Source organism: Streptomyces sp. C1-1, from assembly GCF_050214755.1.
In the GTDB taxonomy this organism is placed as follows: domain Bacteria; phylum Actinomycetota; class Actinomycetes; order Streptomycetales; family Streptomycetaceae; genus Streptomyces.
The window spans coordinates 557,234-571,510 of record NZ_CP189826.1; the positions used below are offsets into that span (position 1 = coordinate 557,234).

At 69.1% G+C, this 14,277-nt stretch carries 14 protein-coding genes and 1 pseudogene; 8 read left to right on the forward strand and 7 right to left on the reverse strand.

Annotated elements, in window-relative coordinates; all coding sequences use genetic code 11:
- Nucleotides 1-41: 41 nt before the first annotated feature.
- The 5 genes from ACQF4J_RS02360 to ACQF4J_RS02380 are packed head-to-tail and all read right to left on the reverse strand — an operon-like array spanning nt 42 to nt 4,025.
- Complete coding sequence (locus ACQF4J_RS02360) at nt 42-1,229, reverse strand: NAD(P)/FAD-dependent oxidoreductase (RefSeq protein WP_427164368.1); 1,188 nt, start codon at nt 1,227-1,229, stop codon at nt 42-44.
- Nucleotides 1,230-1,241: 12 nt separating this feature from the next.
- Nucleotides 1,242-1,472 carry a phosphopantetheine-binding protein gene (locus tag ACQF4J_RS02365; protein WP_351567938.1) on the reverse strand — a complete coding sequence of 77 codons (231 nt, stop codon included), beginning with the start codon at nt 1,470-1,472 and terminating at the stop codon, nt 1,242-1,244.
- Nucleotides 1,473-1,488: 16 nt separating this feature from the next.
- A complete protein-coding gene (locus ACQF4J_RS02370; RefSeq protein ID WP_427164369.1) occupies nt 1,489-3,048 on the reverse strand; it encodes an amino acid adenylation domain-containing protein in 1,560 nt (519 codons plus the stop codon).
- Nucleotides 3,049-3,083: 35 nt separating this feature from the next.
- Complete coding sequence (locus ACQF4J_RS02375) at nt 3,084-3,752, reverse strand: LmbU family transcriptional regulator (RefSeq protein WP_351567932.1); 669 nt, start codon at nt 3,750-3,752, stop codon at nt 3,084-3,086.
- Nucleotides 3,753-3,809: 57 nt separating this feature from the next.
- Nucleotides 3,810-4,025: an MbtH family protein gene (locus tag ACQF4J_RS02380; RefSeq protein ID WP_351567929.1), complete on the reverse strand. Its 216-nt coding sequence runs from the start codon at nt 4,023-4,025 to the stop codon at nt 3,810-3,812.
- A gap of 401 nt (nt 4,026-4,426) precedes the next feature.
- Here ACQF4J_RS02380 and ACQF4J_RS02385 point away from each other — a divergent pair, with 401 nt between their 5' ends.
- From ACQF4J_RS02385 to ACQF4J_RS02410, 6 genes are read left to right on the forward strand one after another with little or no spacing between them, the layout of a single operon-like run.
- The gene (locus ACQF4J_RS02385) at nt 4,427-5,332 is read left to right on the forward strand and encodes a thiamine pyrophosphate-dependent dehydrogenase E1 component subunit alpha (RefSeq protein ID WP_427164370.1); all 906 of its coding nucleotides are present in this window, start codon (nt 4,427-4,429) and stop codon (nt 5,330-5,332) included.
- Nucleotides 5,332-6,312 carry an alpha-ketoacid dehydrogenase subunit beta gene (locus tag ACQF4J_RS02390; RefSeq protein WP_351800865.1) on the forward strand — a complete coding sequence of 327 codons (981 nt, stop codon included), beginning with the start codon at nt 5,332-5,334 and terminating at the stop codon, nt 6,310-6,312. The genes ACQF4J_RS02385 and ACQF4J_RS02390 overlap by 1 nt, the downstream gene beginning before the upstream one ends.
- Nucleotides 6,309-6,557 carry a lipoyl domain-containing protein gene (locus ACQF4J_RS02395; protein ID WP_351567920.1) on the forward strand — a complete coding sequence of 83 codons (249 nt, stop codon included), beginning with the start codon at nt 6,309-6,311 and terminating at the stop codon, nt 6,555-6,557. The genes ACQF4J_RS02390 and ACQF4J_RS02395 overlap by 4 nt, the downstream gene beginning before the upstream one ends.
- Nucleotides 6,558-6,606: 49 nt before the next feature.
- Nucleotides 6,607-6,855 (forward strand): acyl carrier protein, encoded by a 249-nt coding sequence (locus ACQF4J_RS02400; protein ID WP_351567917.1) that lies wholly within the window; start codon nt 6,607-6,609, stop codon nt 6,853-6,855.
- Nucleotides 6,852-7,790 (forward strand): 3-oxoacyl-[acyl-carrier-protein] synthase III C-terminal domain-containing protein, encoded by a 939-nt coding sequence (locus ACQF4J_RS02405; RefSeq protein ID WP_351567914.1) that lies wholly within the window; start codon nt 6,852-6,854, stop codon nt 7,788-7,790. Before ACQF4J_RS02400 ends, ACQF4J_RS02405 begins: the two co-directional genes overlap by 4 nt.
- The gene (locus ACQF4J_RS02410; protein ID WP_427164373.1) at nt 7,739-9,007 is read left to right on the forward strand and encodes a zinc-binding alcohol dehydrogenase family protein; all 1,269 of its coding nucleotides are present in this window, start codon (nt 7,739-7,741) and stop codon (nt 9,005-9,007) included. The genes ACQF4J_RS02405 and ACQF4J_RS02410 overlap by 52 nt, the downstream gene beginning before the upstream one ends.
- A 62-nt stretch (nt 9,008-9,069) precedes the next feature.
- Here ACQF4J_RS02410 and ddaH read toward each other — a convergent pair.
- A pseudogene (gene ddaH, locus ACQF4J_RS02415) lies at nt 9,070-9,870 on the reverse strand (dimethylargininase); the annotation flags it as partial.
- Between the two features lie 792 nt (nt 9,871-10,662).
- On the opposite strand from ddaH, the gene ACQF4J_RS02420 reads away from it, so the two are divergent.
- A complete protein-coding gene (locus ACQF4J_RS02420) occupies nt 10,663-11,244 on the forward strand; it encodes a glycoside hydrolase family 25 protein (protein WP_427164374.1) in 582 nt (193 codons plus the stop codon).
- Between the two features lie 50 nt (nt 11,245-11,294).
- Here ACQF4J_RS02420 and ACQF4J_RS02425 read toward each other — a convergent pair whose 3' ends face one another.
- Nucleotides 11,295-13,397: a SpoIIE family protein phosphatase gene (locus tag ACQF4J_RS02425; protein ID WP_427164375.1), complete on the reverse strand. Its 2,103-nt coding sequence runs from the start codon at nt 13,395-13,397 to the stop codon at nt 11,295-11,297.
- Between the two features lie 415 nt (nt 13,398-13,812).
- Here ACQF4J_RS02425 and ACQF4J_RS02430 point away from each other — a divergent pair, with 415 nt between their 5' ends.
- Complete coding sequence (locus ACQF4J_RS02430) at nt 13,813-14,253, forward strand: hypothetical protein (RefSeq protein WP_427168549.1); 441 nt, start codon at nt 13,813-13,815, stop codon at nt 14,251-14,253.
- Nucleotides 14,254-14,277 lie beyond the last annotated feature (24 nt).

Consider the following 14,277-nt stretch of genomic DNA (forward strand, 5'->3'; position numbering starts at 1 on the left):
TGTCTCCAAATCGGCAGAACTACGAGGGAGCCATCCGCCACTCAGCTCTGGTCGAGAACCGCCAAGAGTTGGTCGTTGTAGAAGTCGTCGAAGGAGATCGCGCCTGACAGCGTGGAGAAATACCGGTCGATCAACTCCTGGTGACCGACAAGGCTCCGCAGCATCTCCGTCTGGCCCTCGGGCTTGAGCTCGGCCACGTTGAGCGCGCCCTGGTAGAAGTTGAGGAAGACGTCGGTCAGATCGTTCTCGTAGCGCTTCAGCGCCGCGTTCAGCGCGGCGTCGTCATGCAGTCCGTCCCCGATGTGCTCGGTGAGCGACCGGGCCTGGATGAAGGCGTCGGTGATACCGCGGGCGGTGATGGAGTCCTTGTGGTGCACGGCGTCGCCGAGGAGCACCCACCCGGGCCCGTAGGCCTTGCGGAAGTAGTTCTCCTGATGCCCGGTGCCGTACCACTGCTCCTCCCGGCTGCCCGCCGACATCCGCTCGTGCAACTCGGGGGCCGTCGTGCGGACGGCTTCGAGGAAGGCGGGTTCCACCGCGGTACGGACGTCGGCGAACTCGCTCTGCGGGAAGTAGGCCATGATCAGCTTGAGGTCGTCGTTGGTGGGGATGACGCCGATCCAGCGCCCCGGCCGCTCGTAGAGCTCGAAGTGTGCGGGAACCCCGGCCCAGTAGCTGTAGTAGGTGCAGGTCATCCGCGGGTGCTCGATCACGTGCTGGGCGCCCGCCTTGCGGGCCACCAGCGATCGCATGCCGTCCGCGCCGACGACCAGGCGCCCCCGTTCCGTCGCCTCCGTGCCACTGGGTGTCGTGTACCGCACGCCGACGACCCGGTCGTCCTCGTACAGCAGGTCGTGGACCGCGCAGCCCTCCCGGAAGTCCACGCCGGACGCCACGGCACCCCTCGCGAGGATCGGGTCGAGCACGAACCGCCTCGGGGCGTATGTGGTCCGCTGGCCGTCGACGGGCAGGGAGAAGCCGTCCAGACGGACGCCGGGCGCCTCGAAACTCTGGTGGTCGATCGGCCGGCAGCCCGCGCCGCGCAGCTCGTCGAGCAGTCCCCACTTCTCGAGCAGCGCCACCCCCGGCTGATGGATGTAATGCGAGGACAGGGTGTCTTGCGGGAACCGCGCCTTCTCCAGAAGCAGGACGCGATACCCCTGCCGGGCGAACAGCATGGCCGCCGGTGAGCCGGCGCAGCGGGCGCCTATGACAACTACGTCGTACATGGCCCTCTCTTACTATTGGGTTACCGTGCCCAGGGATTCGATGTACGCGGAAATCGACGCCACCGTCGGGTTGAGGAACATCTGATCCATCGGAACCTCGACACCCAGTTCCTCGATGAATTCCCCCTGTATTCTGGCCATGATCAGAGACTGGCCGCCCAGGGCGAAGAAATTGTCGTCGACCGATATGTCATCGCGTTGGAGTTCCCGGCACCAAATGGTGCGTACGCTGTCGGCAATCATCACAGCCCTCTCGCTCTTAATCAAGGAATTCTGCGGACAGCGCTGCCCGGTCCGCTTTCCCGTGCGGGCTGAGCGGAATGCGTGGGATATTGAGGAATCGGGCCGGGACCATGTTCCGCGGCAGCGCCTCGAGAAGGCGGGCACGCACGTCGTTCTCGGCGAGGTCGTCGCCGGCCGGCTCGATGAACGCGATCAGCTCGGTCTCGCCGGCGGCGGTGCGGTCCACCACCACGGCGGCCTGCCGGACCCCGGCCAGCCTGCCGAGCGCGCGCTCTACGTCCGCCGGGTCGATACGCATGCCGCGCACCTTGACCTGCGCGTCCATCCGGCCGACGACGACGAGGTCCCCCTCCTCGTTCACCCGGCCGCGGTCGCCCGTGCGGTACAGCCGCCGCGGCTCGCCGTCGGCCTCGATCGTCGTGAAGCGCGCGGACTCGGGCCCTGTGCCGCCCAGGTATCCCGCACCGACACTGGTCCCGGAGATGCAGATCTCGCCGTACTCCCCCGCCGCGACCTCGCGCATCCGCTCGTCGAGGAGGTGGATGTCGGTGTTGTGGGCGGGCCTGCCGACCGGTGGGATGTCGTGGTGGCCGGGCCGGTAGTCGGCAAGATCGAACGAGGTCGCCACGTCCGTGCACTCGGCGACGCCGTACTGGTGCAGGAGGGTGCAGGTGTTTCCCTCCCGCCGGGCCCAGTCCAGGAGCCGTTCGGCATGCAGCGGCTCACCCCCGAACAGCATGTAGTCGAGCCGGGTGAGCGCGTCACCGCCCCGTGCGGTCTCCCAGTCCACCAGTACGTACAAGGTGCTGGAGGCGCAGTTCACCACGCGTATGTCGTGCTGGTTCAGCATGCGGTAGGCCATCGCGGCGTCGAAGTTCCGGCTCGCCATCAGGTACTGGGTGGCACCGCAGAACAACGGCATCATCAGGCTGCGCTGGGAGAGGTCGAACCCGAAGGCACTGACAACCAGGTTGTGCGAACCGGCGTGCAGGCCGTATTCGAGCGTCAGCCAGTTCAACAGGTTGAACCAGCCCTCGTGCCGCACCGCGGTCACCTTCGGTGTGCCGGTCGACCCGGAGGTGAAGACCGCGTAGCACACGTCGTCCCCGGTGACCAGGACGTCAGGACCGGTCACCGGGAGCTCTTCGAGGTGCTCGGACAGCCGCTGGAGGTCGACGACCTCGACGGCCGCCGGCTCGACCAGTCCGGCCGTCGCCGGCGAGGCCACGATCAGGGCGAGGTCGGGGACCTGGCCCAGCAGCAGCCGGAGCCTTTCCGCCGGGTAGGACGGGTCGAACGGTACATAGGCCGCGCCCGCCTTCAGCGTGCCGAGGATCGCGACGAGCATGTCGGGCGAGTAGTCGAGGCAGACCCCGACCTTCGCGCCCCGGCCGTGTCCGCGCGCCGTGAGGAAGTGCGCGAACCGGTTGGCCCGCGCGTCGAGTTGTGCGTACGTCAGCTGCTGCCCTGCGCAGCAGACGGCGACGGCACGGGGGGTGGCTGCTGCGTGCGCCTCGAACCGATGGTGGACGACGGGCACCGAGGGCAGCGGGACCCGTTTTCCCTGGAGGATCATCAACCGACTCCGATGTGGCGGGTGTTCGAGCGCCGCTAGGCGATGCGTCGATCGGCTGCGTCGAGCACCTGGGTCACCCACTTGTCGACGGGCAGACCGTGCGCGGCGGCCGCTTTCGAGTAGTAGTCCAGTTGGCCGGCGGACAGCTCGATGGTGAGCGTGGTGACCTTCCCCCGCCCCTTGTCGACGCCCTCCGGCTCGGCCGGCCGGGGTGTCTCCCGCTGCTCGGCCAGTCCGGCCCGGACCGCCCTGCGGAGTTCGTTGCGCGACCACTTGCGCTGTTCGGCGTTGCGTAGCCAGTAGTCCTGCTCCGGTGGCGACAGGCGCGTCACCTCGGCATGGTGGGCGAAGCTGAGACCGGCGCGCCTGCGGTGGTGCTCGAACCGACGGGCCACCCAGGCGTAGTTGCGCAAGGTCTGGTAGTCGAGCCCGGTTCTGTCGATCGCCTCGCGGTAGCGTCGCAGCCCGTAGGTGGATTCTCCGAAGATCAGCCAGTCGGCGAGCCACCACGCCGAGGAATTCGTGAATTCCCGCAGACTGGCCCCGATCCGCTCCCAGGACCGCTGCGACAGATCCGGCGGGAAGGCCATCCCCGTCTTCTGCACCGTTGCCTGGTTCCCGACGAACGGCAGCACCACATCGCGCTGGGCGGCCTCACCACCAGGGCCCTTCGCCCCCGCATCGTGACTGCTCGCGGTCGTCACCGAACGCCCCCCACAATCTTCATCCGCCTCAGCTCCTCCCGCTGGTCCGAAAGGCGTTCAGTCCGCCGCCATGGCCTCCCGCAGGCTCTTCGGGCGCAGATCGGTCCAGTTCTGCTCGACGTAGTCCAGGCATTCGGCCCTGGCCGCCTCGCCGAAGACCACGCGCCAACCTCCGGGCACCTCGGCGAATACCGGCCACAGGGAGTGCTGGTCCTCGTCGTTGACCACGACGTAGAAGCGGCCGTTCTCGTCGTCGAAGGGGTTCGTGCTCACTGCCACCGTCCTTAACGGTCACGGGGTGACTCGGGATGGGAAAACAGGGTGGTTCCAGAGAGGAAATCGCCGGAGCCGGGCGAGTTCACCGGCGGCGTTGTCCTGTCGACGGGACACCCGGCATCCGCGGTCATCCGGGATGCCGCTGTCACGGTACGGGACCGTAAGACTCGCTCGTCAATGCCGCAAGGGCGGCAGAATCGGCGAACTCCTTCTCTCCCGCCCGAACCTGTATCCCAAGAGGGTTGTGTGCCACCATGACCGGACGGTGGCCCGTGAATGGGCCCGCTCGAATTCGGGTTCAGCCAATCTCCTTGCGCCGATGCGATCGAGAGCGCGCGCAGTCATTTGCACGACGACAGAAAGCTCATCGACGAACCTGCGACTGGTGATCAATGGCCTTGAAGTCAGAATCCGAGTACGCGACAGATCCCGACGACGACACACGGCGGTCGCTGCTGCGCCACATGCTGATGGCCCGAGGCATCGACGAGGAGGCGCGCCGGCTCCAGAAACAGGGCTCGCTCGACCTCTGGCCGTCCTGCCAGGGCCAGGAGGCCGCGCAGGTCGGCTCCGCGCTCGCGGCCGGCGCGCCCTCGACCGTCTTCCCCAGCTACCGCGAGCACGGGGTCGCGCTGCTGCGGGGTGTGGCGCCGGACGAGCTGCTCGCGCAGTGGGCCGGCCGCACGTTCTGCGGCTGGGACCCCCGCAAGCTGCGCTTCTTCCCCTACACGCTGGTCCTGGCCGCGCAGACACTGCACGCCGTCGGCTACTCGATAGGGCAGCGGTTGCAGGGGCTGGAGGATTTCGTCGTGGTGTACATAGGCGACGGCGCCACGAGCGAGGGAGACATGTCCGAGGCGATGAACCTCGCCGCCGTGGAGTCGGCGGCCGTGCTGTTCATCTGCCAGAACAACGGCTGGGCCATCTCCAAGCCGGCCGAGGAGCAGATGCGCACTTCGGTGGCCGAGCGCGCCCGGGGTTTCGGGATCGAGTCCGTGCGGATCGCGGGCCAGGATCCGGAGACGGTCTTCTCGGCGTGCTCCCGGGCCACCGCCCATGTCCGCGGGCAGCGGGCGCCGTATCTCGTCGAGATCCAGGTCGGCCGCTTCCACGGCCACACCAGCTCCGATGCCCAGGAGGTGTACCGAAGCGCCGAGGACATCGCCCGGACCAGGGCCGCGGACCCGGTGACCGCCTATGTGGCGCGGCTGAGCGGCCTGGGGGTCGTGGACGCGCGGTGGCTCGACGCCGTGGAGGCCGAAGTGCGGGAGCTGCGTGAGCGGTTGATCAAGGAGTACGCGTGATGGGTACCGTACGCCCCGCCGGTCTGGCGGAATCGATCAACGCAACCCTCGCCGATCTGCTCGAACAGGATCCGAGACTGCTGCTGCTCGGCGAGGACATCGGACGCCTCGGGGGCGTGTTCCGCGTGACCCGGGGTCTTCGGGAGCGCTTCGGCGAGGCCCGGGTGCGCGACTCGCTGCTGGCCGAGTCCACCATCGTCGGCCAGGCCGTCGGCATGGCGATGAGCGGCCTGGTGCCGGTGTGCGAGATCCAGTTCGACGCGTTCACGTTTCCCGCCGTGAACCAGCTGGTGACCCAGGCGGCCCGGATCGGCGGCCGGTGGAATGGACAGGTGAGCCCGGGCCTGGTGGTGCGGATCCCGACGGGCGGCGGATTCCGGGGCGTCGAGCACCACAACGAGTCCAACGAGGCGCTGTTCGCCCGCTTCCCGGGGATCTCGGTGGCGTGTCCCTCCACGGGCGAGGACGCCGACCAGATCCTGAGGTACGCGGTGACGCTCGGTTCGCCCGTGGTGATGTACGAGCCGATCCGCCTGTACTGGCGGCGCGACCTGGCCGCCCGGGACCCCGAGCCGGCGAGGTCGCCGACCGCGGCCCGGGTGGTACGGCGGGGCACCGACCTGACGATCGTCACGTACGGCGCGATCACCGACGAGGTACTGGAAGCGGCACACGCGGTCGCCCCCGATGTCGACGTCGAGGTCGTGGATCTGCGGTGGGTGGCCCCGCTCGACATGGCGACGGTGCTGGAGTCCGTCCGCCGCACCGGGCGGCTGCTCGTCGTGCACGAGGGTTCGAAGGACGTCGGCATCGGTGCCGAGATCGCCGCGTCGGTCGCCGAGCAGGGCTTCGACGCGCTCCGTGGCCCGGTCCGCCGGTTGGCGCCCGCCCGCCGCGCCTATCCCCCGGCGAACTTCGAGAAGGACTACCTGGTCGGTGTCGAGGAGATCAAGGACGAGGTATTGGTGATGACGAAGTGAGCGATTCCCTCGTGGACATGCACGTGCCCGGTTTCGGGCACGGCCTCGGCGAGGCCCTGTTGATCGAGTGGGTCGCCGGTGTCGGCGACCGGGTTGAGCGGGGGGACGCCGTCGCGGTCGTCGAGACCGACAAGGCCAGCACGGAGATCGTGGCGGAGCGCGCCGGCCGGGTCGCGGTCCAGTGCGCCACGGCCGGCACGGTCCTCAAGTCCGGTGAGTTGCTGTACCGCTTGGCGGCCGAGTAGCCCCGCGCCCCGGGATCCGACGAGCCAGTCATTCGAACGGAGAAGGAACATGAGCGACATCGAAGGCCGTATCGCGGACACCATGCTGGCCAAACTGCGCGAGCGCGACCCGTCGCTGGGCCGCGACGACCTCGCCCGGCCGATCGGCGAGCTCGACCTCGACTCCCTCGACCTGGTGGAGCTGCACCAGCGGTTGGAACGCGAGCTCCATGTCAAGGGCGATCTCAAGGAGACCGCGGGCTTCGCCTTCCTGGACGAGTTCACTGCCTACTTCGTGAAGCTGGCGAGCCGGGGATGAGCGCGGGCATCGTCGACATCGCCACCGCGAAGCCGGGCCGGCGGATCGACAACGACCACTTCGCGTCGATCGGGCTCACCGACGAGTGGATCCGGCGCCGCAGCGGCATCGGGTCCCGCGCCTGGCTGCCGGACGAGACCCCGCTCGCGGAGGTGGCGGCGGAGGCCTGCGCGCCGATCGTGACGAGGACGGACGACCCTGCCTCGATCGACGTCCTGATCGTCGTCAGCACATCGGTGCGGCAGCGCATCCCCGGTGTCGCGCAGAAGGTGGCCCAACTCGCCGGGCTTGGGCCCTCCGTGATGGCCCTCGACATGAACGCGGCCTGCTGCGGCTTCGTCTACGGGCTGGCCACCGGGCTCTCACTGTGCGACGCCGGGCAGGCGACCTCGGTTCTGGTGTGCTCGGTGGAGGCCATGTCCCGGATGGTGGACCGCACGGACCGGCAGACGGCCTGCCTCTTCGGCGACGGCTCCGCGGCCGTCCTGCTGGCCGACCGCGCGGACTTCGCGGGCTGCTGCCGGGTGGCCGGCTGCGACGGCTCGCAGGAGGGACTGATGCGGGAGACCGAGGCGGGCGGCATCGCTCTCGACGGGATGCAGGTATACGACCGTGCCGTGCGCCGCATGTCCGAATCGGCGCAGTACCTCTTCGACCACGGCCCCGCACCGACCGTCCTGGTCGGCCACCAGGCCAACAGCCGCATCCTGGAACAGGTCCGCAGCTTCAGCGCCCATCTCGACGTGCCCTTCGTGAACCGCATCGAGAACTCCGGGAACACGTCGTCCGCCTCGATCCCGCTGGCGTTCGCGGCGGAACTGGACGCCGGTGCTCTGCGCGCGACGGGCAGGCTCGGGGCCGTCGCCTACGGAGCCGGCGAGGCGTGGGGCGGGGTCGCGGTGGACTACCGGCTGCCTGGCGTCCCGCTTTCCTGAACGCGCCGAGAGCCCGGGGACGTAATCGATCACAGGAGGTTGTCATCCACGCACCAGAAGCCTGGGTCCTGCGCTCCGGCGCGACGGCCGGCTCCCACGACGGCGGCCCCGGCGGCGCGCTGTGCCGCGACCGGTTCCCCTTCGGCCCGCTGGAGGAGGGCGAGGCGCTGGTGGAGCCGATCCTGGGCTCCTGGGAGGCCAACATGGACCACGCGCTGACCCGTTCACCGATCGACGTGTGCAGCAGCCGGGGCGAGGACTCGGTGGTCCTGGGCAACCTGGGCGTCGTACGCGTGCTCGATGTGCACCGGGGCGGCCGGGACCTGCCGGTCCGTGAAGGCGACCTGTGCCTGCTCATGCCGTTCGGCAAGCGCGACCGCTACGACTACGCCGAACTCGCCTACGCCTACGACTGCCCCGGCACCATCGGACTGCTGGCCAGGCGGACCAAGTTGGACGCACGCCTGCTCCTGACGGTCCCGGACGGCACCGCGTACTCGCTGGCGCAGTGGGCCACGTACGGGCGGTACTTCACGGCCTGGGACAACTGGCACAAGGCGTACGGTTGTTGGCGTACCCAGGTGGCCGACGACGATCCCGCCGGCCACCTGGTGTTCGGGTGGGGCGGCGGCGTGGCGTTCGCCGAGCTGCTGCTGGCAAGACGGGCGGGGTTCCGGGTGGCGATGACCGCCGGCTCGGACGAGCGGCTCGCCTTCCTGAGGGAGAACGGCATCATTCCGGTCGACCGCCGGCGCTTCCCCGACCTCTCCCTGCCGGGCCCGAGGGAACGGGCGGATCGGGATCTGCACCGGCGGCGCAGGACGTCGGTCAAGGGCTTCCTGGAACTGGTCGACGACCTCAGTGAGGGCCACGGTGCCTCGATCTTCGTGGACAACATCGGCGAGCCCCTGTACGACGTCACCCTCGCGGCACTGGCCCGCGAGGGCGTCGTCACCACATGTGGCTGGAAGGCGGGGATGCGCGTGTCGCATCTGCGGGGAGCCGAGTCCATCAGTCGGCACATCCATGTGAACACGCACGTGTGGCGGCTGCCGGACTCGCCGGGCATCCGGGACTTCATGGAGGCCGAGGGCTGGATAGCGCCGAAGGGATCCGACGTGATCTACGACTTCGACCAGGTTCCCGAGCTGGCCGACGACTACGCGAACGGCAGGATCGGCTCGTACTTCCCGCTGTACCGCGTGAATCCCCTCTGACTTGCCGCAGCCGGCGGCAGAGGCCGGCCCCGGTGTCCGCGCGAACACCGGGGCCGGCCGGCTCAGTCTTGCCCGCGGAGTTCCAGGGTGCAGCACTTGGCACCGCCGCCGCCCTTGAGCAGTTCCGTCATGTCGACGCCGATGGGCTCGAATCCTCGTTCCCGGAGCTGGTCGGGAAGCCGCTCGGCCTGTTGCGCGACCAGCACGTGAAGGCCGTCGGACACGGCGTTGAGACCGAATACCGCCGCGTCGGTCGCGTCAGCCAGGACAGCGTCCGGAAAACGCTCCCCAAGAAGCTTCCTGCTTTCCGGAGAGAACGCCTCGGGGTGGTACATGATCTCGTTTTCATCGAGCACGGCGAGTGCCGTGTCGAGGTGGTAGTACCTTTCGTCGATCAGCGTCAGACCGAGTACCGGCTTCCCGAAGAATTCCGCCGCCTCGTCGTGCGCGTCGGGCTCGCTGCGGAAACCACTGCCCGCCAGGATGACATCACCCACGCAAAGGAAGTCACCCTCGCCCTCATTGACGAACTCGGACTGCCGCGCTTCCCACCCGCGCGCCCGGAACCACTCCAGGTACGCCGGCGACTCCTCCATGCGCTGCTCGTACCGGAAGCGGGCGACCAGCGCACGGCCGTCCACGACCGTCGCGCCGTTGGCGGAATACACCATGTCGGGCAGTCCGGCCACGGGCTCGATCAGCTCGACGGTGTGCCCCAGGCCGGCCAGCAGGTCGTGGAGCGTCTTCCACTGGGCGAGTCCGCGTTCCGTGGATGTGGGACGCGACGGATTCATCCACGGGTTTATCGAATACGAGACCTCGAAAAATGTCGGCTCGCACATGAGGTAATGCCGCGAACGAGCCTACCGCTTCTGCACTCGGATCCCCTGCCCTCTCGGTCATCCCATACTGTCCTGGTGACAGGACAGTCGGCCAATCGCACCGAATTACTGCCCGTGAGGGCCATGCAGAATACCCATTCAAATGTCCAGCAGCGGGACTTGCGACATGAGGTCGGTGACGGGCGTGGTCATACCTCGATGTGAGTGCCCATAATAACCGTGCGGTCGCCGGGGACACCGAAGTACTTGGCGGCGTCAGCTGTGTTGCAGGAGGTGGCGGTGAAGTAGACGGATGGCGACCGCGTCGTCCCCCGCGGACTGAGCGTGCCGTTCAACACCGAACTCGACGGCCGTGGCCTGTCCTAACGGATGCCGGCCGCGCTGCGGAACGCCGCCGGCCGACAAGGACACGACGTGCTGCTGGCCCCGGTCCGTCCCGCGGCGAAGCACCTCGAACCATGCGAAGGTCCCGGCATCGAAGACCGTGAGCGGCTCACTGCCCAGTGGCGCCGGTGGACCGGGCCGACCGCCGCCGACCGCATCCGACGACCGTCGTCAGACCCCTCGCGAGTTGCGCGATCGGGCTCCCGGACAGATCGTGGAAGAGACCGTGGAGGACCGCACCGCGCCGAACCGGCCCACGGACATCCGGTTTCCGCAACGGCAATCACGTTGATCGCGGTCGAGTATCCGCTGAATTCGGCGACGGCAGTGACGTCGACGCCGAGCCCTCCCCCAGTCGGCAGGACGCGACCTCTTCCGTGAGCCGCCCCATGGTGCTCCCTCCGGACCAACGCATCGGAGGACAACGTCATGATCAAGGGCTACGACGTATCCGCCTTCCAGGACGCGCACTTCCCCACCGCCGGTGCCAGCTTCGCGTTCATCAAGGGCACCGAGGGCCGGTCCTACGTCAACCCCAGACAGAAGGAGCAGGCCGCGCACGCCCGTTCCGCGGGGCTGGTCGTCGGCTTCTACCACTTCCTGCATCCGGGCCACATCAAGGAGCAGGCGGCCCACTTCGCGAAGGGTTCCGCGAGCGTCGACTACGACCTCCTGGTCGTCGACTGGGAGTCCAACCCGGACGGAACCGTGGCGAGCTGCGCGGAGAAGGATTCCTTCATCGCCGAGGTCAAGCGGCTGCGCGGCTCCCACCACAAGATCGGGCTCTACTGCAACCGGGACTTCTGGCACCACCGGGACACCACCGGCAACGCGGGGGACTTCCTGTGGATCGCCGAGTACGGCGCGGCCGCGGGCAAGCCCAACATCCAGGCCAAGTGGCAGTTCCACCAGTACACCGACAAGCCGCTGGACACCAACGTGGGCAATTTCCCCTCGAAGACCGAGTTGGTCGCCTTCGCCGGTGGCATCAACGGCAAGAGGGAGAACTAGCGGGCAGCAGGTCAACTGCCGCACGTTGAAGGCCACTTGCCGAAGCAGGGTCAGCTGATGTCCTGGAGGATGAGAAGCGCGACGTCATCGAGGCGCTGCCCGTTGCTGCCCGCTCTGCTCAACACGGTGTCGATGAGCAGGTCGAGGTCCCCGACGTCGGATTCGGCGAGATCGTGTGCGAGGCGGGCGATGGAGTCGTCGAGGTCCACGCCCGGAGATTCGACGAGGCCGTCGGTGTAGAGGGCCAACAGCATCCCCTTGAGAAGGGGGATCTCGGTCACCGGGAAGACGGCGTCGGGATCGATGCCGAGCAGCGGTCCGGGCGGGACCTCCAGGGGTCGTGTCTCGCCGTCGGGGAGGCGCAGGATCGGCGGGGGGTGCCCGGCGCTGGCCAGGGTGACGCGTCGGCGGATGAAGTCGAGGTGGGCATAGAGGCAGCTGGTGAACAGGTCGGGGTCGAAGTCGGTCAGCAGCTGGTTGGCACGGTGCAGCACCTGGTCGGGTGGTGTGCCGAGGGCCGCGTGGGCGTGGACGCCGGTGCGTACCTGGCCCATCAGGGCGGCGGCGGCCACGTTGTGGCCCTGGACATCGCCGATGACGGCGGCCGCCGCGGTGTCGCCGAGGCGGATGAGGTCGTAGAAGTCTCCGCCGATGTCCATGCCGCGGGTGGCGGGCAGGTAGCGGGCGGCCACCCGCAGTCCGTCGATCGAGGGGAGGCTGCGGGGAAGGAGCGCCTGCTGGAGGCCGTGGGCGAGTTCGTGCTTGGTGTCGTAGAGACGGGCGCGGTCGAATGCCTGGGCGATGAGTCCCGCCAGAGAGGTCAGAACCGCGCGTTCCTCGGCCGGGAAGATGTGCGGATGGTCGTAGGACAGGACGCAGACACCGACGGGGCGGCCGGAGATGATCAGCGGCAGGAAGGCCCAGGCCTGCTTCCCACTGGCCTGGGGCGCGTCGGGATGGGTACGCCGCATCTCCTCCACGTCGGCGAAGAACGCGGGCATGCCGCTGCTGAGGGCCTGTCCCGCGGGGGTGAAGGCGGTGTCGAGGGGGAGCCCGTCCAGGCGGGCGATGGTGTGGTCGGCGTACCCGCGGTGGCCGGTGATCCGCAGCCGTCCGGCGTCTGCGGTGGACAGGACCAGCCCCTGTGCGCCGAAGGCGGGCATGATCTGGTCGGCGACCAGGTCGACGACGTCCTGGACGCCGACGACCTCGGTCAGCGCGGCGGCCAGGTGCGTGAGCTGATACAGCTGGCCGGCGCGGGCCGGAACGGCGGACCCTCCGGACACCGGCGAGGACGGCTCGTGCGCACGGCTGGGGAGGATGCGGACGCTGATGCCGCTCTCGTCGGGGTACAGATGAATGTCCAGCCACTGCTCCGGCGGACGGCAGGCGGAGAACGAAACGGGCTTCCGGCTGATGACCGCGGCACGGTATCGGTCCTCGTAGGCGGGGTCGTCGAGCCAGCGCAGGGACTGCCACGGCTGGGTGCCCAGCAGCCGGGCCGGCTGACGGCCGAGGAGGTCGGCGGCACCCGAACTGACGTAGGTGAAGCGGCCCTCCAGGTCCAGGGCGCAGCTTCCCCCGGGTAGCCGCTCGACGAAGTCGGCGAGGGCCAGCTCCGGGGGCGCGTACTGGCGGCCGATTCCCATCGGCACGGCGCGCGGCCGTCCTGGGCGGGCGCCGGCCGTCTGCTCCGCGGCTTCCTCCAGCAGCCGGGCCAGACGCCGACAGCTGGAGGTGATGTTGCCGCGCTCGCGCGGGGTCATGTGCGGCGGACGCGTACCCGACCACATCAACAGCAGGCACCCCCACGGCCGCACGCCGGTCACGGGCACGGCGGCCAGCGACATGGGGTACGGAAGCACCATCGCGGTGCGTGGATAGGAGCGGGCCATCTCCTGCTGACTGGCCACCCACACCATCCGCTCCTCGCGCACTGCCTCGGCCACGGGCGCCGGAGAAGCGAGCGGGACCTTCGCCCACGGTTCGGCGAATTCGACCGGGGCCCCGCACACCGCGTCCAGGCGCAGCAGCCGCCCGTCCGGTGCGAGCAGGTACAAGGCACCGATGGATGCACCGGTGCGGCGGACGGTCTCTGCGAACGCGGCATCCAGTGCGCCGGTATCCGTCCCCGGGTCAATCAGACCGGTCAAGGCCCCTCGCTCCCTCACAGGCGGCTTCCGCCTTTCGGCGGAAAGGAGCAGCAGCGCGGCGGCAAGCCGTACGCCGAGGGGCGTCAGCGTCCGCCTCCATGCTCCCCGGCTGCCCAGAACGCCGCCTTTATCACCTTATACAGAGCACGGGGGGACCACCCCAGCAGGACGGCGCCCCGGGGCGGTGCGGGCACCAGAGCGTTCTCCTGCGACCCGTTCCGGGCGCTTCGGGCCTCGACGAGGGCAAAGGGCCGCCTCAGACCTGCGATGAGGGCGAGCACTCGATGCCGGCAACCGTCGTGACCGTCGAGGAGGCCTGACCGGATGCGGAGGCGGTGGGCTCGTGCTGCCCGCGGGCGGCGTGGATCCGGGCGAGCGGATCTGATCGACCAGGGAGGCGCCGTTGCCCCGCAAGATGCCGCCGGTCGGTATGTCCGCCGCCGTCAGGGAGTCGATCTGGGTACGGATCGTCGTCGACGCCAGGTCGGCGCGCGCCCCAGGACCGGTCAGGGGCCTCTGCATCAACATGGCCGTCAGTGCGCTGACCGCCGTCGGCGTCCTGATCGCAGGCACCTGGGGCGTCGCCGACGTACTGCGTGTCTGGGGCGCTTGGGCGGTCGTCTCCGGCCTCATCCACCTTCTCGTGGGCGTCGCACGCCGTCCGATGGGCGGCCAGTGGGCCATGATCCTCAGCGGCGGCATCTCCGTCCTCGCCGGCGCCCACTTCATCCGAGGCGTCACACAGGACGACCCCTCGCTGACCGCCCTCGCCGGGTACGCCACGCTCGGCGGGATCTTCTTCCTCGTCTCGGCGATCCGCCTGTCCCGCGCGTCCCGCGTGTCCGCCAGCAGCTGAGGGCCCTGGCGGTCCCGTCCGCGA

Bases quoted from the DNA above. Each gene is read 5' to 3' on its own strand.
- ACQF4J_RS02360 (WP_427164368.1), bottom strand. From the start codon at position 1,229: ATGTACGACGTAGTTGTCATAGGCGCCCGCTGCGCCGGCTCACCGGCG.
- ACQF4J_RS02365 (WP_351567938.1), bottom strand. From the start codon at position 1,472: ATGATTGCCGACAGCGTACGCACCATTTGGTGCCGGGAACTCCAACGC.
- ACQF4J_RS02370 (WP_427164369.1), bottom strand. From the start codon at position 3,048: ATGATCCTCCAGGGAAAACGGGTCCCGCTGCCCTCGGTGCCCGTCGTC.
- ACQF4J_RS02390 (WP_351800865.1), top strand. From the start codon at position 5,332: ATGGGTACCGTACGCCCCGCCGGTCTGGCGGAATCGATCAACGCAACC.
- ACQF4J_RS02400 (WP_351567917.1), top strand. From the start codon at position 6,607: ATGAGCGACATCGAAGGCCGTATCGCGGACACCATGCTGGCCAAACTG.
- ACQF4J_RS02405 (WP_351567914.1), top strand. From the start codon at position 6,852: ATGAGCGCGGGCATCGTCGACATCGCCACCGCGAAGCCGGGCCGGCGG.
- ACQF4J_RS02420 (WP_427164374.1), top strand. From the start codon at position 10,663: ATGATCAAGGGCTACGACGTATCCGCCTTCCAGGACGCGCACTTCCCC.
- ACQF4J_RS02430 (WP_427168549.1), top strand. From the start codon at position 13,813: ATGCCGCCGGTCGGTATGTCCGCCGCCGTCAGGGAGTCGATCTGGGTA.